The sequence below is a fragment of the Liquorilactobacillus ghanensis DSM 18630 genome, assembly GCF_001435235.1.
GTDB classification, from domain to species: domain Bacteria; phylum Bacillota; class Bacilli; order Lactobacillales; family Lactobacillaceae; genus Liquorilactobacillus; species Liquorilactobacillus ghanensis.
In genome coordinates this window covers 119,767-137,975 of sequence record NZ_AZGB01000005.1, presented here as the reverse complement: position 1 = coordinate 137,975, position 18,209 = coordinate 119,767, and the positions used below count along the sequence as shown (strand labels likewise).

Genomic DNA, 18,209 nt, shown 5'->3' with positions numbered 1-18,209 from the left:
ATCTACTCACCCCGCAATTGATAAAAAGTTACTTCCGTTATCCCATAATCAGCACGTTTCCACAATGTATACCCAGTTATTGTTTCTGGTAACTGTGCTTGTTGATCTGTTTCGCAAACTATAATTGCATCCTTTGCCAATAAATTAAGTTCCCTTAATTGCTGCAAAACAGCAACGATCTTTTGCTGCTTATATGGCGGATCCAAAAAAATATAATTAAATTTATAATTTTTTTCTGCCAGCATTTTTAAAATTCTAAAAGCATCGGCTTTAATGACCTCAAAATTGCTTATTTCCTTAGTCAGAGCAATATTTTCTTTAATTGTTTTGATTGCTTGATATTGTCGATCGACTAAAACAGCAAAATCGGCTCCCCGTGAAACAGCTTCAATCGCTAAAGCTCCACTACCGGCAAACAGGTCCAAAACAGGTCCATTAATTTGTAGACCCAACATATTGAAAACTGCTTCTTTGACCTTGTCAGTAGTCGGGCGAGTACGTAATCCCGGTACAGCTTTAAGTTTGCGGCCACGAAATTTACCTGAAATTACTCTCATACAGCTTTCCTACCAGTTTTATATTTTTCACGATCTTCATCTGTTAATTTATAACGTACCCCAAGTTCATCAGCAAACTTGGTTTTTAACTGCGGCCGCAAAGAAATATCCACTTTTTTAACAAAATGCAATGACTGCAGCCGTTTCACAATTTCCGCTTCGTTTTCAGTGTTAATATACAAAACAACATATTTCATTTTACGCGATACGTAGTGAATCGTCCCAAATTTTCTTAATTGTCGACTATTTCGTAAGTGATAAAGATAGACGATCAAGCCTTCACGCTTTTTTTCCTTAAATTCCATTAGATTCCACCCTTACTGCTAATAATAACTAGGACACCATGCTCGTAATACATTCCAATCCGATACCGACCAGTTTCTACAAAACTATTAATCCAGCTGGAAAGTAATTTAGGCTGATCAAAAATTGTTGAACTACTATAAATGGGGGCAATTACCCACAGCTTTACCTTAGAATAATTTTCCAGTCCTAATAATTTAAGTCGTTTTTTACTCAATTTAGATCGATGTAAAAAAATTGTTTTCTTCTGACTGAAATCATCATTTAAAATACTCTTTAACTGCTTAGCTTGCGCAGATTGCAACCAATTTCGCGGACTTTTAAATAGTTTGTCAGCGGCTGCATGTGTTTGAGCATTTAAATTTGGATCAACTGGTATTACCGCTCGCGACTGCTGTCGTCGCTTAGCATTAACTAACTGCAAAAAATCTGCCGGCAACATCTGTTCTAATTGCTGCCAATCAACTTCTCCCTGATACTGCGCGGGCAGTGGAACTGGTGCAACTAAATGATACAGATTCTTTTTTAATAATGTATCAGTATTTAAATATTCAAGTGCATAAATCTGCTTTGTCTTTGGTTTAAGATAAGCAATTGCATAACTGCCATTTTTAAAACTAATTAGTGGGTGGCGATTTAAATCATTTTCTGATAATTCATATTGAAAAGCTTGTTCGCGATAGTTGAATTTAAAGTTAGCATAAAGCGTCGTCAATTGCAGCAAACGTTTAAACGACAAACCCACTTTTAATTTTCCTTGCGCTTTACTTGGACCAACAACAAAAATTGCTGCTACTTTTTTAGTATACTGATCAATTCCAATTTTTAAATATGACTGATTATTTAAATTATACAACCACCATTTAAGATTTGAAGCACTGGCAACTGTTGCAGTCGGTTGACCAAAATCTGTTAGAATTACTGAGCTTGAAACTCCGATATAAGCTGCCATTTTACTAGTTTTAAGTGCTTTTACCTTCGGGGTCGTCAATTTTATATTATTGTCATCCTGCTTTTTTTCAATTGTTGTTACTTTTTTTGACTTAGAGCCATTTTGCTGGTCCTTTAGAGCAGTATTAACATAAAATATTCCTAAAATCAGCAATAAAACCCATAGAAAGTTAAAAACACTTTTCCAGTAAAACTTTTTTTTCATTCAATTATCCCTTTATCGGTTCCAACTCCAACAACAAATCCTGTGGTGCCAACACATCACCGGCTTTAACATAGACATGACTAACCTTACCAGTAAACGGTGCTTTAATAGTTGTCTCCATTTTCATTGCTTCAGTAATAACTAGTGGATCTCCCTTAGCTACTGATTGATTCTTTTTGACAAGAACATTAAGTACCGAGCCGCTCAAGGTTGCTCCAATTTGGTTTGGATTGGTCGGTTCTGCTTTAAGTGTTTGACTAACTTTAGCTTTTTGACTATTATCATGAACTACAATTTGTTGCGGCTGACCATTTAAATTGAAGAAAAGCGTACGATTTCCTTCTTCATCAATAGGACTAATTGAATTTAATTTGATAATTAAAGTCTTCCCCTTGGCAACTTTAACATATAGATTTTCATGATTTCGCATTCCTTGATAAAAAGTAGTTGTATCCAATAAACCTAAGATGCCATATCTTTCAGCCGACTTTTCATAATCCAACAATACATCTGGATACAGCAGATAGCTTAAAACTTCTTCTGTAGTTGGCGTATGCTTAATCTTTTGTTTCAGTTCAGCCGCAGTTTTCTGAAAATCAGCAGCTGGAGCTAAACTTCCTGGTCGAACTGTAATCGCCTTTTTACCTTTCAACACAACCCGTTGCAGCTCAGGAGGAAATCCCCCAACCGGCTGTCCTAAATTACCAGCAAAAAAGTTAACAACAGATTCTGGAAAATCAAGCGTTGCGCCCTTTTCTAAAATATTATCTGCCGTTAAACTGTTTTGAATCATAAACAGCGATAAATCACCGACAACTTTTGAACTTGGGGTTACTTTTACAATATCACCCAGCAATTGGTTAACTTCACGATATCTTTGTTTAACTAATTCAAAATCAGCAATACCTAAAGCCTTCGCTTGCTGCTGCAAATTAGAATACTGACCACCCGGCATTTCTGTTTCATAGATATCCGTTTGCGGAGCAGTAATTCCATTCATAAAGTCTTGATAGCATGGCTTTACCCCCAGCCAATAACGATTCATTTTTTCTACATTATCAATATTAAGCTGTGGCTGCCGTTGAGTTCCAGCTAAAGCATAATAAAGGCTGCTCATGCTTGGTTGGCTAGTAGTGCCCGATAAAGCACTAGTAGCCACATCAACAATGTCTACGCCCGCTTTAACAGCCTGAACATAAGTTGCAATGCCGTTTCCAGTCGTATCATGAGTATGCAAATGAATCGGTACATCAACTGCTTCTTTCAAACTAGAAATTAGAGCATACGCTGCTTGTGGTTTTAATAAGCCAGCCATATCTTTAATGCCAATAATCTGTGAGCCAGCAGCAACCAAGTCTTTCGCTAATCCTTGATAATACTTCAAATCATATTTGTGTTCTTCTGGATTAATAACGTCTCCAGTATAACACATGGTACCTTCAGCAATCTTTCCAGTATCACGCACATATTTAATGCTTTTTTCCATTTGTGCAACCCAATTCAAGCTGTCAAAAATCCGAAAAACATCAACACCGTCAGTCGCACTTTGCTGAATAAACTTCTCCAAAACATTATCAGGATAATTTTTATAGCCTACAGCATTTGAGCCGCGGAACAGCATTTGGAGTAAAGTATGCGGCATTAGACGACGAATCAGTTGCAATCTTTGCCATGGATCTTCATGTAAGAAACGATAAGCAACATCAAACGTTGCTCCGCCCCAAACTTCAGCTGAAAAAATTTGTGGCAAAGCTTTTTCATAAACACGTGCTGCCGGAATCATATCTTTTGTCCGCATTCGGGTCGCAAATAAACTCTGGTGCGCATCACGCATCGTTGTATCCGTCAGCAATACTTGCTCTTGTTGTTGAATCCAACTTGTTAACGCTGCAGCTCCTTGCTGATCAAGAATTTGTTTAGCAGTTAAAGTTGATTTAGCTGGGGCAAAATCTTTAGCCATCCGAATATTTGGAACATATTTTTTATGATGTTTACCAATTCCCGGGAAACCGTTAACTGTAACATCTCCAATATACTTGAGCAGTTGATTTGCTGTTTGTGGCTTGCGTTCAAAAACAAATAACTCAGGAGTCTTATCAATAAATGTCGTATGTGCTTCACCCGCTTTAAAAACCGGATGATTTAAAACATTTTGCATAAATGGAATGTTAGTTTTAACTCCCCGGATAATAAATTCATTTAAAACGCGATTCATCTTCATCACAGCCCCTTCGAAGGTTCGTGATGATACGCAAGCTTTAACCAGTAAGGAATCAAAGTAAGGGGTAATTATTGAACCAGTATAGGCGTTTCCACCATCCAATCGAACTCCATAACCCCCTGGTGAACGATAAGTTTCAATTTTCCCGGTATCCGGCATAAAATTATTTTCTGGATCTTCGGTTGTTACTCGACATTGGATCGCGCAACCATGGAAAAAGATCTGATTTTGTTCGGGAATTTTTAAATCCTTATGTAGATTCTTGCCTGAAGCGATCAGAATCTGCGACTGAACAATATCAACGTTAGTAATCATCTCAGTTACCGTATGTTCAACTTGAACCCGTGGATTAACCTCAATAAAATAATAATCCTCAGCCGTAACTAAAAACTCAACTGTACCAGCATTTTGATAATGAACGCTTTTCATTAAACGCACTGCTGCATTGCATATTTCTTGGCGACGACTCTCAGACAAAACAATGCTGGGAGCAAATTCAATAACTTTTTGATGCCGCCGTTGAACAGAACAATCACGTTCAAATAAATGAATAACATTTCCATGCTGGTCAGCTAAAATCTGCACTTCAATATGTTTGGGGTTTTCTAAGTATTTTTCAACATATAATTCATCATCACCAAAAGATTGCTGAGCCTCGCTGCGAGCTCGTTCGAAATTTTCTGCAACTTCTTGAGCATTACGGATGATTCGCATTCCACGACCACCACCGCCTAATGCAGCTTTGACCATAACAGGAAAACCATGCCGCTGACCAAATTCGCGAACTTCAGCGACTGATTTGACTGGACCGTCACTTCCGGGAATGGTGTGCAATCCTGCTGCTAAAGCTGCTTCCTTAGCTCTAATCTTATCACCAAAAATTGCTAGCTGCTCAGCCGTCGGACCAATAAAGGTAATTCCTGCTTGCTGACACTTGGCAGCAAAAGCTTCATTTTCAGATAAAAAACCATATCCTGGATGAATTGCATCCGCTCCTGTCTGCTTGGCAATGCGAATAATATCATCCATATCCAAATAAGCCTCAATTGGTCGTTTCCCAGCACCAACCAAATAAGCTTCATCAGCTTTAAAACGATGAACTGATAAATCATCTTCCTTCGCAAAAATTGCTACAGTTTTTAACTTTAACTCATGACATGCTCGAATAATTCTAACGGCGATTTCCCCACGATTGGCAATTAACACCTTTTTCATTAAATTCCCACCTCTGTATAAAATTAATGATTTTTATCAGCAGCACGCAATCTTCGCTGCCGGATTGAAATATTCATTACAATTCCTAAAGTAATTGACAAAACTAGCATACTTGAACCGCCGTATGAAACAAACGGGAAGGTTACTCCCGTGATCGGTAATAATCCCGTAACTGCTCCTAGATTAAAAAAGGTTTCAACTGCAAAAAAAGTCCCTATTCCGTAACAAACAAAAGTTTCATAAACATCCCTTGAACGAATACCGATTAAAAAGATTCTAAGCGTTAACCATGAAATCAAAATCAAAACGACTGACACTCCGATAACACCCAATTCTTCACTAATGATTGCCATAATAAAATCAGTATATGCTTCCGGCAAGTATCCTCTTTTTTGAATACTGTTACCTAAACCCAATCCAAATAAACCGCCATTACTAATTGCATAGTAAGAATTAATCAATTGATGTCCGCTAGAAGCAGCAACTTTGAAAGGATTATAAAAAGCCATTAAGCGACTATACATATAATTATATTTCGTACCCGCCAATGGATTCCAAAACCGCAAGCCAAAGACAAATACCATTACTACACTTAAAAAACCTGTTAAATAAAGAAATGCTCGTTTCGAAGAATGCCTCGTTGCCTGACTAGCAAGGTACATAATCGCAACAATCATAAAATTAATTGCAAATCCACCCAGATCAGGTTCCATTAAAATTAAAAATAACAGAAAGTAAACTAACAGCCAGGGTCTTCGACTCGTCGCTTGCAAAGTGTTCTGGGCAGCTGCTTGTTCACGACGTGATAATAATTGGGCCAGAAAAAGTACCAAATATAATTTGCATAACTCTGATGGCTGTAAACTAAAAAGTTTAAGATCAATCCAGCCATTAGCACCATTAACGGCACGCGTCATAAATTTCGCATACAGTAACAAAAAAGCCAAAATATAAAAGCCACAAATAATAAATTTTTTTGAGGTCAATTTTTTTAATTTTATTAACATTGCTAATGTAAAGCAAACCAACCCCAATATGACATAAGCCATTTGCCGATACAGGTACAAATCGGTCTTCATTCCAGCATATGACAAGTTAATCGAACTAGCCGAATAAACCATTACAATCCCAACAATGCATAATAATAGATATGGTATGAATAAATAAAAATCAAAATACCTTAGTTTCTGTTTGACTTTTGCCATGACTTCCAGCCCTTATTCGTCCTTTCCGACAGTTGCATAAATATTGGCTAATCCTTGCTCCAAATCCTGAATCATTTGCCGACCCTCATCTTCAGCCAAGATTCCACATTTTTCAGCTAACTTGACCTCACACGAAAAACCGTAAATTTGTGTATCCGCAACTTCCTCGAAAGCTGGACATTTCGCCATGCATAGCACGTTGCATTGTTTGCTTAAAATCGATTTGATTTTAGCTGCATCTACTGCAAGCACTGCTAACATTTCATCCCGCGAAACTAATTCCTGCATTGCTTCAGCCCCTTTCCAAACTAGAGCAATTATATCATACAAAACTGCTCCATAAAATCAAACCTAGGTTTCTTTCTCCTTCCCCCTCTCCTAAAGTAATATTATGTCGCTAAAATTTGTTATTTGCAATAAAAAACTAATTTTTTATTAATAATGTTAAGTATTTGCTAATATAATCAAAAAGAAAAAAAGAAAAACAACATTTAGTTGTTTTTCTTTTGATCACAGTCGCTATTTTCATTTAGGCATTCTTTTTAGCAGCAATCTTCTTTTGCTTGGCAGCTTTTTCACGCATATTGGTTTCCAAAATCCGTTTGCGCAAACGAATGCTTTTTGGTGTTATTTCCAATAATTCATCTTCATTTAAGAATTCCAACGATTCTTCCAAAGTTAAATGCGTTGGTTTTTTAATAGTTGCTGTTTGGTCTTTGTTTGATGAACGAACATTGGTCATGTTCTTACCCTTAGTAACATTAACTGAAATATCACGTTCACGTGAACTTTGACCAACAACCATTCCTTCATAGACTTCTGCACCTGGATCAACAAAAATTGTTCCCCGGTCCTCAACGCCCATAATTGCGTAGGTAGTTGCTTTACCACGATTAATTGAAACAAGTGCGCCATTCCGACGTCCAGGTTCCCAATTCTTAATTACTGGTTTGTATTCTGAAAAAGTATGGTTAAAAATACCATAACCACGTGTCATTGATAAGAATTGTGAATCATATCCGATCAAGCCACGAGTTGGTGCTGAAAAGCTTAACCGTGTTTGACCATTTGCGTTTGTTTCCATATTTTGCATTTCTGCTTTGCGCTGAGCCAAAGAATCAATTACCGCACCAGAATACTCATCAGGTGTATCGATCGTTACACTTTCAAATGGTTCACACATTTTACCATCAACTTCACGATAAATAACTTGCGGTCTTGATACTGCCAATTCAAAACCTTCACGCCGCAACATTTCAATCAGGATTGACAAATGCAATTCACCACGTCCAGAAACCGTCCAGGCATCCGGTGAATCTGTATCCTCAACACGCAAGGAAACATCAGTGTGCAATTGGACCTTCAAACGGTCTTCCAGTTTACGTGCTGTAACATTCTCGCCTTCTTGACCAACAAAAGGTGAGTCGTTGGTCATAAACGTCATCTGCAAGGTCGGCGGATCAATCCGCAACAATGGTAATCCTTCTGGATGGTCAACTGGACAAACCGTTTCACCCACAAAGATATCTTCCATTCCAGAAACCGCAATCAAATCACCAGCTTTAGCCTCTTGAATCTCCAGTCGTTTCAAACCAAAGAATCCAAAGAGTTTGGTAACACGAAAATTCTTTTGTGATCCATCTAATTTCAAGACTGTAACTTGATCGCCAACTTTGATTTTGCCACGGAAAATCCGACCAATTCCAATCCGACCAACAAATTCATTATAATCAAGCATTGCAACTTGAAATTGTAATGGTTCATCTGAGTTATCAACCGGAGCAGGAATAGTCTTTAAAATTGTGTCAAAAATCGGGTTCATAGTATGTTCCTGTGCAGCAGGATCAGAGTCATATGAAGAAGTACCATTTACAGCCGAAGCATAAATAACCGGGAACTCAAGCTGAGAATCATCAGCTCCAAGTTCAATAAATAAATCAAGCACTTCATCAACAACTTCTTCTGGGCGTGCACCTTCACGATCAATTTTGTTAATAACAACGATTGGTGTCAAGTGTTGTTCCAACGCTTTTTTCAACACAAAACGTGTTTGTGGCATTGTACCTTCAAAAGCATCTACTATCAGTAAAACGCCATCAACCATTCGCATGATCCGTTCTACTTCACCACCAAAATCGGCATGGCCCGGAGTATCCAAAATATTGATCTGCTTACCATGATACTTAACAGCCGTATTTTTGGAAAGAATGGTAATTCCACGTTCTTTTTCAATTGCATTGGAATCCATTGCTCGGTCATCGATCTGGGTATGTTCATCTAAAGTATCCGACTGTTTTAATAATTCATTAACTAAAGTTGTCTTGCCATGATCGACATGGGCGATTATGGCAACATTACGGATATCATCACGTGTTTTCAAATTGTTTCTTCCTTTCAATCTAAGAGGTTCTACCGCTTAAAAAATCATTTATTTTTCATGAAAACATATTATTCGGCTTTTCCATTTATTAGCATAAAAAAACTGTGACCCATCGTCACAGCTCTTGACTAATAAGGTGCTTGTGCCATCCTTACTATGTCTTCTTGAGCGTTCTTTGTAGCTACTAACACATCTACTGATGATAACACATCAGGAATGCTACCGTCAATCGTTTTTACCGTTAAACCCAAAGTTTCAGCCAAAACTCTGCCAGCTGCTAAATCCCAAGGTTTTAAATGGCTGACATATCCAATCACTTGGCCAGTCAAAACCCGAATGATTTGAATCCCGGCACTGCCATATATCCGCACTCCGTTACTGGCAAGCGCAATTTTTTGTAAATGAAAACGATCATACAGCAACGTTAGTGCCCCTACTTCCAATAGCCCTTGATTCAGCGGCAGATCCGCTGGTGGTTTCAACCGCTGTTGATTACAAAAAACTCCTTTTTCTGGTCCGCCATGATATAGGCGATCATTCATCACATCATAAATATATCCCAATTTTCCTTGATTCTGTTGGTAAATTCCAATCATAATAGCAAAATCATGGTGTGTTTTAACAAAATTCATTGTTCCGTCGATCGGGTCAATGATCCACAGCGGTTGTTGCGGATCAAATTTTTTCAACTTTGGCCGAGATTCTTCACTGATAATCTGAGCTGCTGGAAAATTTGCTTTAATCTGCTGTACTAGAAAGTTTTCAATTTGACGATCAAGTTCAGTCACCAAATCATTGCGGCTGGTTTTGGTTTCAACAGTAAGCTTGCGCGAAAAACTTGCAAGAATCATTTCCCTAGCCTGTTGAAGCCAGCCAATAACTAATTGATTTATTTTTTCTGTTTCCATTTAATTTTCACCTGCCACCATTCAAATCTATTCATTAAAGTGCAGTTTAGCCTGTTGATGAGCTGTAACAAATTTCACCGCCCGATAAATGCTGCAGCCGGTTTCTGCTTGAAATTGCCGATCCAGTTGCTTCTGTGCTGCTTTCATTGGAACTATCTTCAGATAAGAATGATATTTATCAAGAAAAAGCTGACGAGCAACTTTTCCTTGATAAAGCTGCTCAACTAACTGATAAAATTCGGTAACTTGAATAATTTCAGCAATCGTCCATTCTTCAAATAAGGGGTAATTAGCGTTTTCTTTATTTGGCAAAATCAAAATCCTCCGTTGCGATGTTGGTTAATCAGTTTGTATTATACACAATTTACGTTGAATACGCTAAAATTAACTGAGAGCTATTTAAAAAATAGGCAAAAATAGTCTATAATTATTATGTTTAAACTATTAATGGAGGTCATTGAATTGATTACAATGAAAAATATTATTCGTGAAGGTAATCCAACTCTGCGTGCGCGGGCCAAAGCATTAACATTCCCCTTGACAGCTGAGCAAAAAGAGCTGGGCCATGCTCTAATGGAGTTTCTGGAAAACAGCCAAGATCCTGATATTGCAAAAAAATATCAGTTACGTGCCGGCGTTGGTTTGGCAGCTCCACAAGTTGACCAGTCGATTCGGATGACAGCTGTTTTGGTCCCAGATGAAAACGACCAACCACTATTCAAACATATTCTGGTTAATCCAACTATCATCAGTGAATCAGTCAAAATGGCAGCTTTAGCTGAAGGAGAAGGCTGTTTGTCGGTTGATCGGGACGTTCCCGGTTATGTTCCACGACACCAGCACATTACTTTACGCTGGTACGATTTAGAGGGTACTAAACATATTGATAAATTGCGAAATTATCCGGCAATTGTTTGTCAACACGAGATTGATCACCTGAACGGAGTGCTCTTTTTTGATCATATTAATATGCAAAAGCCGTTTGTAACTGATGATAATACTGTTTTGATCGGTTAATCATTGATCTGCGCGATCAATATCTCGCACATAAGCATAGGTTGCCTGATTAACCACAACTGCTACTTCCAACTGCAAATATTGCTGATCTTCGACCCAACAGTCGGATACAAGCAGCGGTGTATCGGTAACCGGTGAAATAATGTGTCGCTGTTTTGCGTAAGTCTGCAACAACTGATCCATTTCTTGCTGCAATTGCTTAACTTGCTTGTCATCAAGCGGCTGTCGCAGTTTGAAACGATAAGCAAACACATCAACATTGTTCCCCCAAAAGCTGACAACTGAATGTGAATTTTGAATAATTTTTTTAAGCCACAAATCACGTTTAACAATCGGATTGCTTGAAATTTGTGGTAAGCAATCAGCAACTGCCAAATTGCTGATTGCTTTATTTTTTTTAAATTGATTTAGCCGATAAACATGAATCGAAAGCACTAAAAAGAATAATAAACATAAGATAATTAGCAAACCTATCCAAATCATGCAATCACTTCTCCTTTTTAATTTATTATACCATTATTCAAGAAACTACTCTCTACAACTGCCATTAAGCAACATGATCGCTCAAACCCTTTCAGATGTTAAAAGTATACTTATACATACAACTATGCTAAAATGAGTATAATTATTGTGAAAACAATCCATGTTCGGACAAAAGGTTGCTTCGGCAACTGAATTTTTTAATTAAAGGAGTTTTTTTTATGATTTTTAAAGTTTTTTTTCAGCCTAGCAAAGAGATCAACCCACGTCGTGAGAATACTCAATCACTGTATCTAGAGGCTGAATCTGAAGTTGAGGCACAGAAAATAGTTGAAGAACAAACAAATTACAATATCGAATTTTTGGAAGGACTCAGCCCCAAAGCCCTTGAATATGAGCAACAAAGCCCACATTTTAAAATAACGGAGTTTAATAAATGAAACGACTGAGTGTCAGAAACAATGAAACAGCCGTTTTTGCGGTCGGCGGTTTAGGTGAAATTGGAAAAAATACTTATGGGGTCCAATTTCAAGATGAAATTATCGTTATTGATGCCGGAATTAAATTTCCTGAAGATGATTTATTAGGTATTGACTACGTTATCCCCGACTACCAATATTTAGTTGCCAATCAGTCGAAGATCAAAGCATTGGTGATTACTCATGGTCACGAAGATCATATTGGCGGAATTCCCTATCTACTCAAACAAATCAATGTCCCAATTTATGCAGGACCATTGGCACTCGCACTCATCAAAAGCAAACTAGAAGAACATGGATTGCTGAGAACTACCGAGTTGCACGAGATCAATGAAGATTCTGTTTTGAAGTTCCGAAAAACAAGTGTTTCCTTTTTTAGGACAACGCACTCAATTCCAGACACGTTGGGAATTGCTGTTAAGACCCCTAGTGGCACAATTGTAGCTACAGGAGATTTCAAATTTGACTTAACACCAGTTACTCATCAGCCACCTAATTTACAACGAATGGCTAAATTAGGCAGCGATGGTGTGCTATGTTTACTTTCTGATAGTACTAACGCAGAAATACCGAATTTTACCAAATCAGAACGCTGGGTTGGTAAGTCAATTCGGCGAATTTTTGAACGGGTTGAGGGACGAATTATATTTGCTACTTTTGCATCAAATATTTCCCGTATCCAACAAGCGGCCGAAGTTGCTGTTGCCAAAAACCGGAAAATCGCTGTTTTTGGACGCAGTATGGAAGCTGCAATCGCTAATGGTCGTGAACTCGGCTACTTGGATATCCCTGATGATGCCTTAGTTGATGCACACGAGATCAATAATTTGCCAGCTAATCGGGTAATGATATTATGTACTGGTTCGCAAGGTGAACCAATGGCCGCTCTTAGCCGAATTGCTAATGGAACTCATCGGCAAGTCAGTATCCAACCAGATGATACGGTCGTTTTCTCTAGTTTACCAATTCCAGGTAATACAATCAGTGTTAATAAAGTCATCAATGAATTAGAAGAAGCTGGGGCTGACGTTATTCATGGAAAAGTTAATAATATTCATGCTTCCGGTCATGGCGGTCAGGAAGAACAGAAATTAATGCTTCGCTTAATCCAGCCCAAGTTTTTTGTTCCGGTCCATGGTGAATATCGTATGTTAAAAATCCATACGGAGTTGGCTGAAAAATGTGACGTGCCCCAGGATCGCTCATTTATTATGCAAAATGGTGATGTCTTAGCTTTAACTAAAGACTCTGCGCGAATCGCTGGACATTTCAATGCTGGAGACGTTTATGTTGATGGTTCAGGAATTGGCGATATTGGCAATGTTGTCTTACACGAAAGACGTATTTTAGCTCAAGAAGGCTTAGTTGTCGTAGTTGCAACTATCGATTTAAAACGGCAAGAAATTTTAGCTGGACCGGATTTACTTTCACGTGGTTTTATCTATATGCGTGAATCGGAAGAATTGATTGAACGTGGAAAACGACGTTTGTTCCATACAATTCGCCGGGCAATTGCTAAACCCGATGTAACTGAGAAAACTTTGCGAGAAATAATTATTAACGACTTAAAATCATTTCTTTATGATCAAACCGAACGGCATCCAATGATTATGCCAATGTTAGTTTTAGTTTAAAATTATATTTAACAACTTTAATAACGATTGGGTGAGAAATTATGATTTTATGCACGAATTGAAGCACCCTTTCTTAGTAATAGTCCTTATTCTTATTAAGGGCTATTTTTTATCTCTTGATAATACACAATAATTGTATACTTTAGTAAACAATTATATAATAAAATTATTTGTGTCAAAAGTCAGTTAACTCTCTCACTATAATTGTGGTATGATCATATCAGAACTTACAATAATCATTTATTGTTTCAAATAAGAGACTAAAAACTTAATAAAAGAATAACTTAAGCCGAATTCACACTCTATTGCACAGTTCATAGCTAAATAATTGTACTTTAATCTCAATTAACAAGCAGCTAAAAAACAATTTTCGCTTTATTAAGATTCACTAATTTTATTTTCAAAATTTGTTAATTTATCTTGTAATTAAACTGTAATATTGCGTATAATTAGCTGGTAGTTATTTTTTTAGAAGGGAGCATCATTACTTTGAGAAAATTTTTATTCTTAGTTGAGGCCAAAAATAAAATAAGTAATGCAGCAGCTATTTGGAAATCGGTCAAGCCCTTCTTTGAAAAAGAAACTATTTCTTATCAAACAAAAATTATTAATAAACTCGACCAAGTTGCTTCACTATTTAAAACTGATCCCGCTGACCAAATTGTAGTTACCATTGGTTCGCTCAAATTACTGCTGCACACAATCTTGTCACTGCAAGCTCTTGGCAAAAAAACGCCAACACCGGTAGCTTTTATTCCAACAAAAGAAACACGGCATCTTGCCAAAACAATTGGTTTATCAGAAAATCCCGATATTGCAGTCAAACAAATTATTCCAGCCTTTCAGCCAGTCTATGTCAATTTAGCACAAATTGAAGAAATGAATCACCAAGGACGCTGGATTTTTAGTCATGATTTTTCTTTGGGTCTGGGAGCTTATGCTTCAAACATCGTCAAAGATAATTCACTTGCCGGTCATTTAAAACCTGCTCCATTAAAAAAGAGTTTGCATCTTTACGGTCGCTTAACTGCTATCGTTGATCAGGAACCTTTCAATGTTACGCTCCGTTTAAATCGCAAATATTATTTTTTTAAGCATGTTTTCGCAGTTAAAATGAGCAGCCAACCAAAAGTATTTGATAATCCAACTGATCCAGCAGCTTTACCTTTGCAATTGGAAATTATTACTAATTTAAATTTTTTCACTTTTCTGCTATATGATATTTGCCGGCGATTAAGATTGACTCGCTACCTTCCCTTTTCACATCAATTTACTGATTCGCAAATTCAGTTGACCACCAATTCTCTTGAGTTTGGTGAACTTGACAATCAGCAATTGCGAAATCAATTTTATGATCTAATGGTTAAAAGCTTTCAATATCCATTTTGGTTTGATCCTGATAATTTATCGCTTACAGAAAAAAACAGCTGAAACTTACTTAATTTCAAGTTTCAGCTGTTTTTGTTATGTTTACTAAAATCTGCTGGTGTAAGACCATCCATTCCGATCAAAGGATCAATGTGTCCAGCCGCAATTAGTTGCGCAGTTAAATGATAATTTTTTGAAACGGTGGCATCCTCTGATGAAGCTGTTTCATTTGAATTTTTCTTTTGCGAAGGGACTTCTTTAACCGCTGATTTAGCCGGTAAAACTAATTCTGTTTGGGCCCTTTTGCCAGCTGCTGGTTGTGTCTGAAATAGCTCTGTCACTCGTTGCTGCAAGCTTGTCTGTCGATCTACCGCCAGTTGGGCAACTGCTGCTTGATAAGCTGCCGGCTCTCCTAACAAAACCAGCAAGTTTTTAGCTCGAGTAACAGCTGTATACAATAAATTTCGATTAAGCATCCGGCGATACTGTTTAACTAATGGTAAAATCACCAATTTGAACTCACTGCCCTGTGCCTTGTGAATTGAAATGCAGTAAGCTAATTTTATTTTAATCCAGTCTTTACGAGTATACGTTACCTGATTACCATCAAAATCCAAAACCAGCTTGTCTTGATGGTCTTCATTATTCTTGTCCTTAGCTAAAATAATCCCTGTGATTCGACCTAGATCACCATTAAAAACATTAAACTCTGGACTGTTTACCAAATGTAGAACTTTATCACCGATCCGAAAATGTTGTTGATTAAACACTACTTCTTTGGCTCCAGCTACCGGTGGATTTAATAATTCCTGTAAAATTTGATTTAAATGATCAATTCCAGCTACTCCACGATACATCGGTGCTAGAATTTGAAAATCACTCAGTGCCATCTTCTTCTTTTGCGCATGCATAATGATTTGCCGAACAGCAGTTTGAATCTGATTAGCTTGACATGGAATAAACGACCGATCTCTTTGATTTTCAAACATCGTTGCTGGAAGCTGACCTTGTTTAATAGCATGAGCCAAAGGAATAATCGATGAGGTCTCCTGCTGACGATAAATTTTTGTTAATCGAATCTGTGGCAGCTGCTGGCAGGCCAATAAATCTGCAAAAACTCTGCCGGGACCAACTGACGGTAACTGATCCTGATCGCCAACCAACACCAACTGCATTGAAGCCGGCACCGCCGCCAGCAATTTGTTAAACAATTCTGTATCAACCATTGACATTTCATCAATAATCAACAGTTTACCTGATAAAGTCAAATCTTGATCGGCTGTTTCAGGAGCATCGTTACCGTTTAACCCTAGCAAACGATGAATAGTCACAGCGGGTAAACCAGTTGTTTCTTTCATTTTTTTGGCAGCACGGCCAGTCGGTGCTGCTAATAAGATTGGAAAATCTTCATCTTGATACTCATTCGGGTCTAATGATAATTCATGCAGCGTTGCAAAACTGGCAACGATCCCATTAATAATCGTTGTTTTTCCAGTTCCCGGACCACCGGTTAATAAAAACACTCGATTTTGCAAGGCTTGACAAATCGCTGTGACCTGTTCAGCTCCATAACTAATTTGCAACTGCTTTGCAAGCTGATTGATTAATTCGGGCAAAGCTGCAACTTGTTTATTTGATAAATCAACCTTATCAGCTAATAAGTGTTTAAGATTCTCAGCGATTTTCCATTCTGCTTCATAATAATAACGCAGATAAATTCGTTTTTCTTCAACAACTATTTTGCCACTGCTGGCCAGAGCAACTAACTCTTCAGCTACTTGAGTTGCCGATAGTGAAACCCGTCGGCTATTTAAAAGCAATGTCATTGCCTGTTGTAAGACTGTCTCAGCATCTGTATAAATATTACCGGAAGTATAACAACTATCAAATACACTTTGGTACAAAGCGGCCTGCAATCTTTTAGGGTCATCAGCAGCCAATTCCATCTGTTCTGCAATTTGGTCTGCCCGCTTAAAACCGATTCCATTGATTTCTAAAGCTAACCGATAAGGATCATGATGCAATATCTCCAAGGTCTTTTCCCGAAAATGATTGTAGACTGTTGCCGTTAATTGATTACCAAAGCCAAAATGATTTAATTCAATAACTACTTGCTGCATCCCATTATCAGATCGTAAATTTTCTAATAATGATCTTTTTTGCTTTTCCGTTAAATTTAACGACTGCAATTGAGATTCATCAGCCAGAATTTTTTCAATTGCATCTTCACCTAAATGATCAACTATTTTTTGAGCTGTTTTTTGACCAATTCCAGGAAAATTTTCTCCAGCCAAATAATTAACAATTCCCTGACGTGTCGTCGGCAGCTGTCGCTGATAATTAGCTGCTTGAAATTGTTTGCCGTAACGAGGATGTTCAATCAATTTACCGCTAAATTGATATTCTTCACCCTCATTGATCTCAGCAAAATTACCAGTAATTACAATCTGATCTTCATCCCAGGAAAAGTCGCTACTGATCACTTTTACCTGAATCACTTTATAAAAGTTTTCATTATTTTCAAAAAAAACTGCCTGAATTTTCCCAACCAATTGTTGTTCAGCCGGATTATTGTTTGCTATCATTGTCAGACTCTTTCTGATTAGATCTTTGCTGTTTAGCTACCAAAACACGCTCAATATCGGTTAATCGTTCCTGTTGCCGGATAAATTTCTGTGGATTACTTTGTTTGGCCTGTTCAAAAAATTTTGAACCATTGCGATGAAGGACCATTTCAATAATTCCCCGCTGAAAATTAGCCTGAAAATCAGTTGGTTGAACTTGCAAAACTCGATCAAAATAAACAGCCGCCGTTTTTAACTCACCTAAGGCTAGCAAGCTTTCACCAACCAACAAATTGCCGGCTATTTGATTTTCACCAGGCTTTTCAGCAACTGTTAAACCGAAAACAAGTGCCTGCTGATAATTATCTTGCGCATACTCCGTTTGGGCAATCATTAAATAAGCTGACATTTTCAATTTTTTTTGTTTGATTTGCTTGAAATACTGCTGCGCCTCGGTATATAATCCGTCCGCATATAAAACATTCCCCAAACCATATAATAATAAATCCGTTGCTAGTTTTTCAGTCGTAAAAAAATTAATTGCCCGTTTGAAAAGCTCTTCTGCCTGCTGATACTCTTTGGCATCCGTCAATAACATTCCCAGCGCATAATAATTTTCAGCATTTTTTGGTTGCTGATCAATTGCTTTAACTAATTTTTTTACTGAACGATCTAATTTTTGCGTTGCTTGCTTTTTTTCATCAGCTTTCTTTGCAGCCATT

The 18,209-nt window shown here is 37.6% G+C and carries 16 protein-coding genes; 4 read left to right on the top strand and 12 right to left on the bottom strand.

Going from position 1 to position 18,209, the window contains the following annotated elements:
• Window positions 1-2 precede the first annotated feature (2 nt).
• The 9 genes from rsmD to FC89_RS02270 form a co-directional block, all read right to left on the bottom strand.
• Window positions 3-557: a 16S rRNA (guanine(966)-N(2))-methyltransferase RsmD gene (rsmD, locus tag FC89_RS02310; protein ID WP_057870941.1), complete on the bottom strand. Its 555-nt coding sequence runs from the start codon at window positions 555-557 to the stop codon at window positions 3-5.
• Entirely contained in the window at window positions 554-862 is a 309-nt protein-coding gene (locus FC89_RS02305; protein WP_057870940.1) for a YlbG family protein, read from the bottom strand. The genes rsmD and FC89_RS02305 overlap by 4 nt, the downstream gene beginning before the upstream one ends.
• Window positions 862-2,016: a CAP-associated domain-containing protein gene (locus FC89_RS02300; protein ID WP_057870939.1), complete on the bottom strand. Its 1,155-nt coding sequence runs from the start codon at window positions 2,014-2,016 to the stop codon at window positions 862-864. The genes FC89_RS02305 and FC89_RS02300 overlap by 1 nt, the downstream gene beginning before the upstream one ends.
• 4 nt (window positions 2,017-2,020) lie before the next feature.
• A complete protein-coding gene (locus FC89_RS02295; protein ID WP_057870938.1) occupies window positions 2,021-5,452 on the bottom strand; it encodes a pyruvate carboxylase in 3,432 nt (1,143 codons plus the stop codon).
• 23 nt (window positions 5,453-5,475) lie between these two features.
• Window positions 5,476-6,657 (bottom strand): FtsW/RodA/SpoVE family cell cycle protein, encoded by a 1,182-nt coding sequence (locus FC89_RS02290; RefSeq protein WP_057870937.1) that lies wholly within the window; start codon window positions 6,655-6,657, stop codon window positions 5,476-5,478.
• A gap of 12 nt (window positions 6,658-6,669) precedes the next feature.
• On the bottom strand, window positions 6,670-6,945 hold the full coding sequence (locus FC89_RS02285; protein WP_057871000.1) for a DUF1507 family protein: 276 nt from the start codon (window positions 6,943-6,945) through the stop codon (window positions 6,670-6,672).
• A 241-nt stretch (window positions 6,946-7,186) separates the two neighbouring features.
• Window positions 7,187-9,037: a translational GTPase TypA gene (gene typA, locus FC89_RS02280; protein WP_057870936.1), complete on the bottom strand. Its 1,851-nt coding sequence runs from the start codon at window positions 9,035-9,037 to the stop codon at window positions 7,187-7,189.
• 128 nt (window positions 9,038-9,165) lie between these two features.
• Window positions 9,166-9,945: an inositol monophosphatase family protein gene (locus FC89_RS02275; protein WP_057870935.1), complete on the bottom strand. Its 780-nt coding sequence runs from the start codon at window positions 9,943-9,945 to the stop codon at window positions 9,166-9,168.
• Window positions 9,946-9,972: 27 nt separating this feature from the next.
• Window positions 9,973-10,257 (bottom strand): UPF0223 family protein, encoded by a 285-nt coding sequence (locus FC89_RS02270; RefSeq protein WP_235804360.1) that lies wholly within the window; start codon window positions 10,255-10,257, stop codon window positions 9,973-9,975.
• Between the two features lie 150 nt (window positions 10,258-10,407).
• Here FC89_RS02270 and def point away from each other — a divergent pair, with 150 nt between their 5' ends.
• Window positions 10,408-10,962, top strand: a complete 555-nt coding sequence (gene def, locus FC89_RS02265; RefSeq protein ID WP_057870933.1) for a peptide deformylase — start codon at window positions 10,408-10,410, stop codon at window positions 10,960-10,962.
• Here def and FC89_RS02260 read toward each other — a convergent pair whose 3' ends face one another.
• The gene (locus tag FC89_RS02260) at window positions 10,963-11,445 is read right to left on the bottom strand and encodes a hypothetical protein (protein WP_057870932.1); all 483 of its coding nucleotides are present in this window, start codon (window positions 11,443-11,445) and stop codon (window positions 10,963-10,965) included.
• A gap of 218 nt (window positions 11,446-11,663) precedes the next feature.
• Here FC89_RS02260 and FC89_RS02255 point away from each other — a divergent pair, with 218 nt between their 5' ends.
• The 3 genes from FC89_RS02255 to FC89_RS02245 all read left to right on the top strand — a co-directional run bounded on the left by FC89_RS02255 (window position 11,664) and on the right by FC89_RS02245 (window position 14,986).
• Window positions 11,664-11,882 carry a DNA-directed RNA polymerase subunit epsilon gene (locus FC89_RS02255; protein ID WP_057870931.1) on the top strand — a complete coding sequence of 73 codons (219 nt, stop codon included), beginning with the start codon at window positions 11,664-11,666 and terminating at the stop codon, window positions 11,880-11,882.
• Entirely contained in the window at window positions 11,879-13,555 is a 1,677-nt protein-coding gene (rnjA, locus tag FC89_RS02250; protein ID WP_057870930.1) for a ribonuclease J1, read from the top strand. Before FC89_RS02255 ends, rnjA begins: the two co-directional genes overlap by 4 nt.
• Window positions 13,556-14,044: 489 nt before the next feature.
• Complete coding sequence (locus FC89_RS02245; RefSeq protein WP_057870929.1) at window positions 14,045-14,986, top strand: diacylglycerol kinase catalytic domain-containing protein; 942 nt, start codon at window positions 14,045-14,047, stop codon at window positions 14,984-14,986.
• Between the two features lie 20 nt (window positions 14,987-15,006).
• On the opposite strand, the gene recD2 is transcribed toward FC89_RS02245, so the two are convergent.
• The gene (gene recD2 / locus FC89_RS02240; protein ID WP_057870928.1) at window positions 15,007-17,508 is read right to left on the bottom strand and encodes an SF1B family DNA helicase RecD2; all 2,502 of its coding nucleotides are present in this window, start codon (window positions 17,506-17,508) and stop codon (window positions 15,007-15,009) included.
• On the bottom strand, window positions 17,492-18,208 hold the full coding sequence (locus tag FC89_RS02235; protein ID WP_057870927.1) for a tetratricopeptide repeat protein: 717 nt from the start codon (window positions 18,206-18,208) through the stop codon (window positions 17,492-17,494). Before FC89_RS02235 ends, recD2 begins: the two co-directional genes overlap by 17 nt.
• Window position 18,209: the final 1 nt, after the last annotated feature.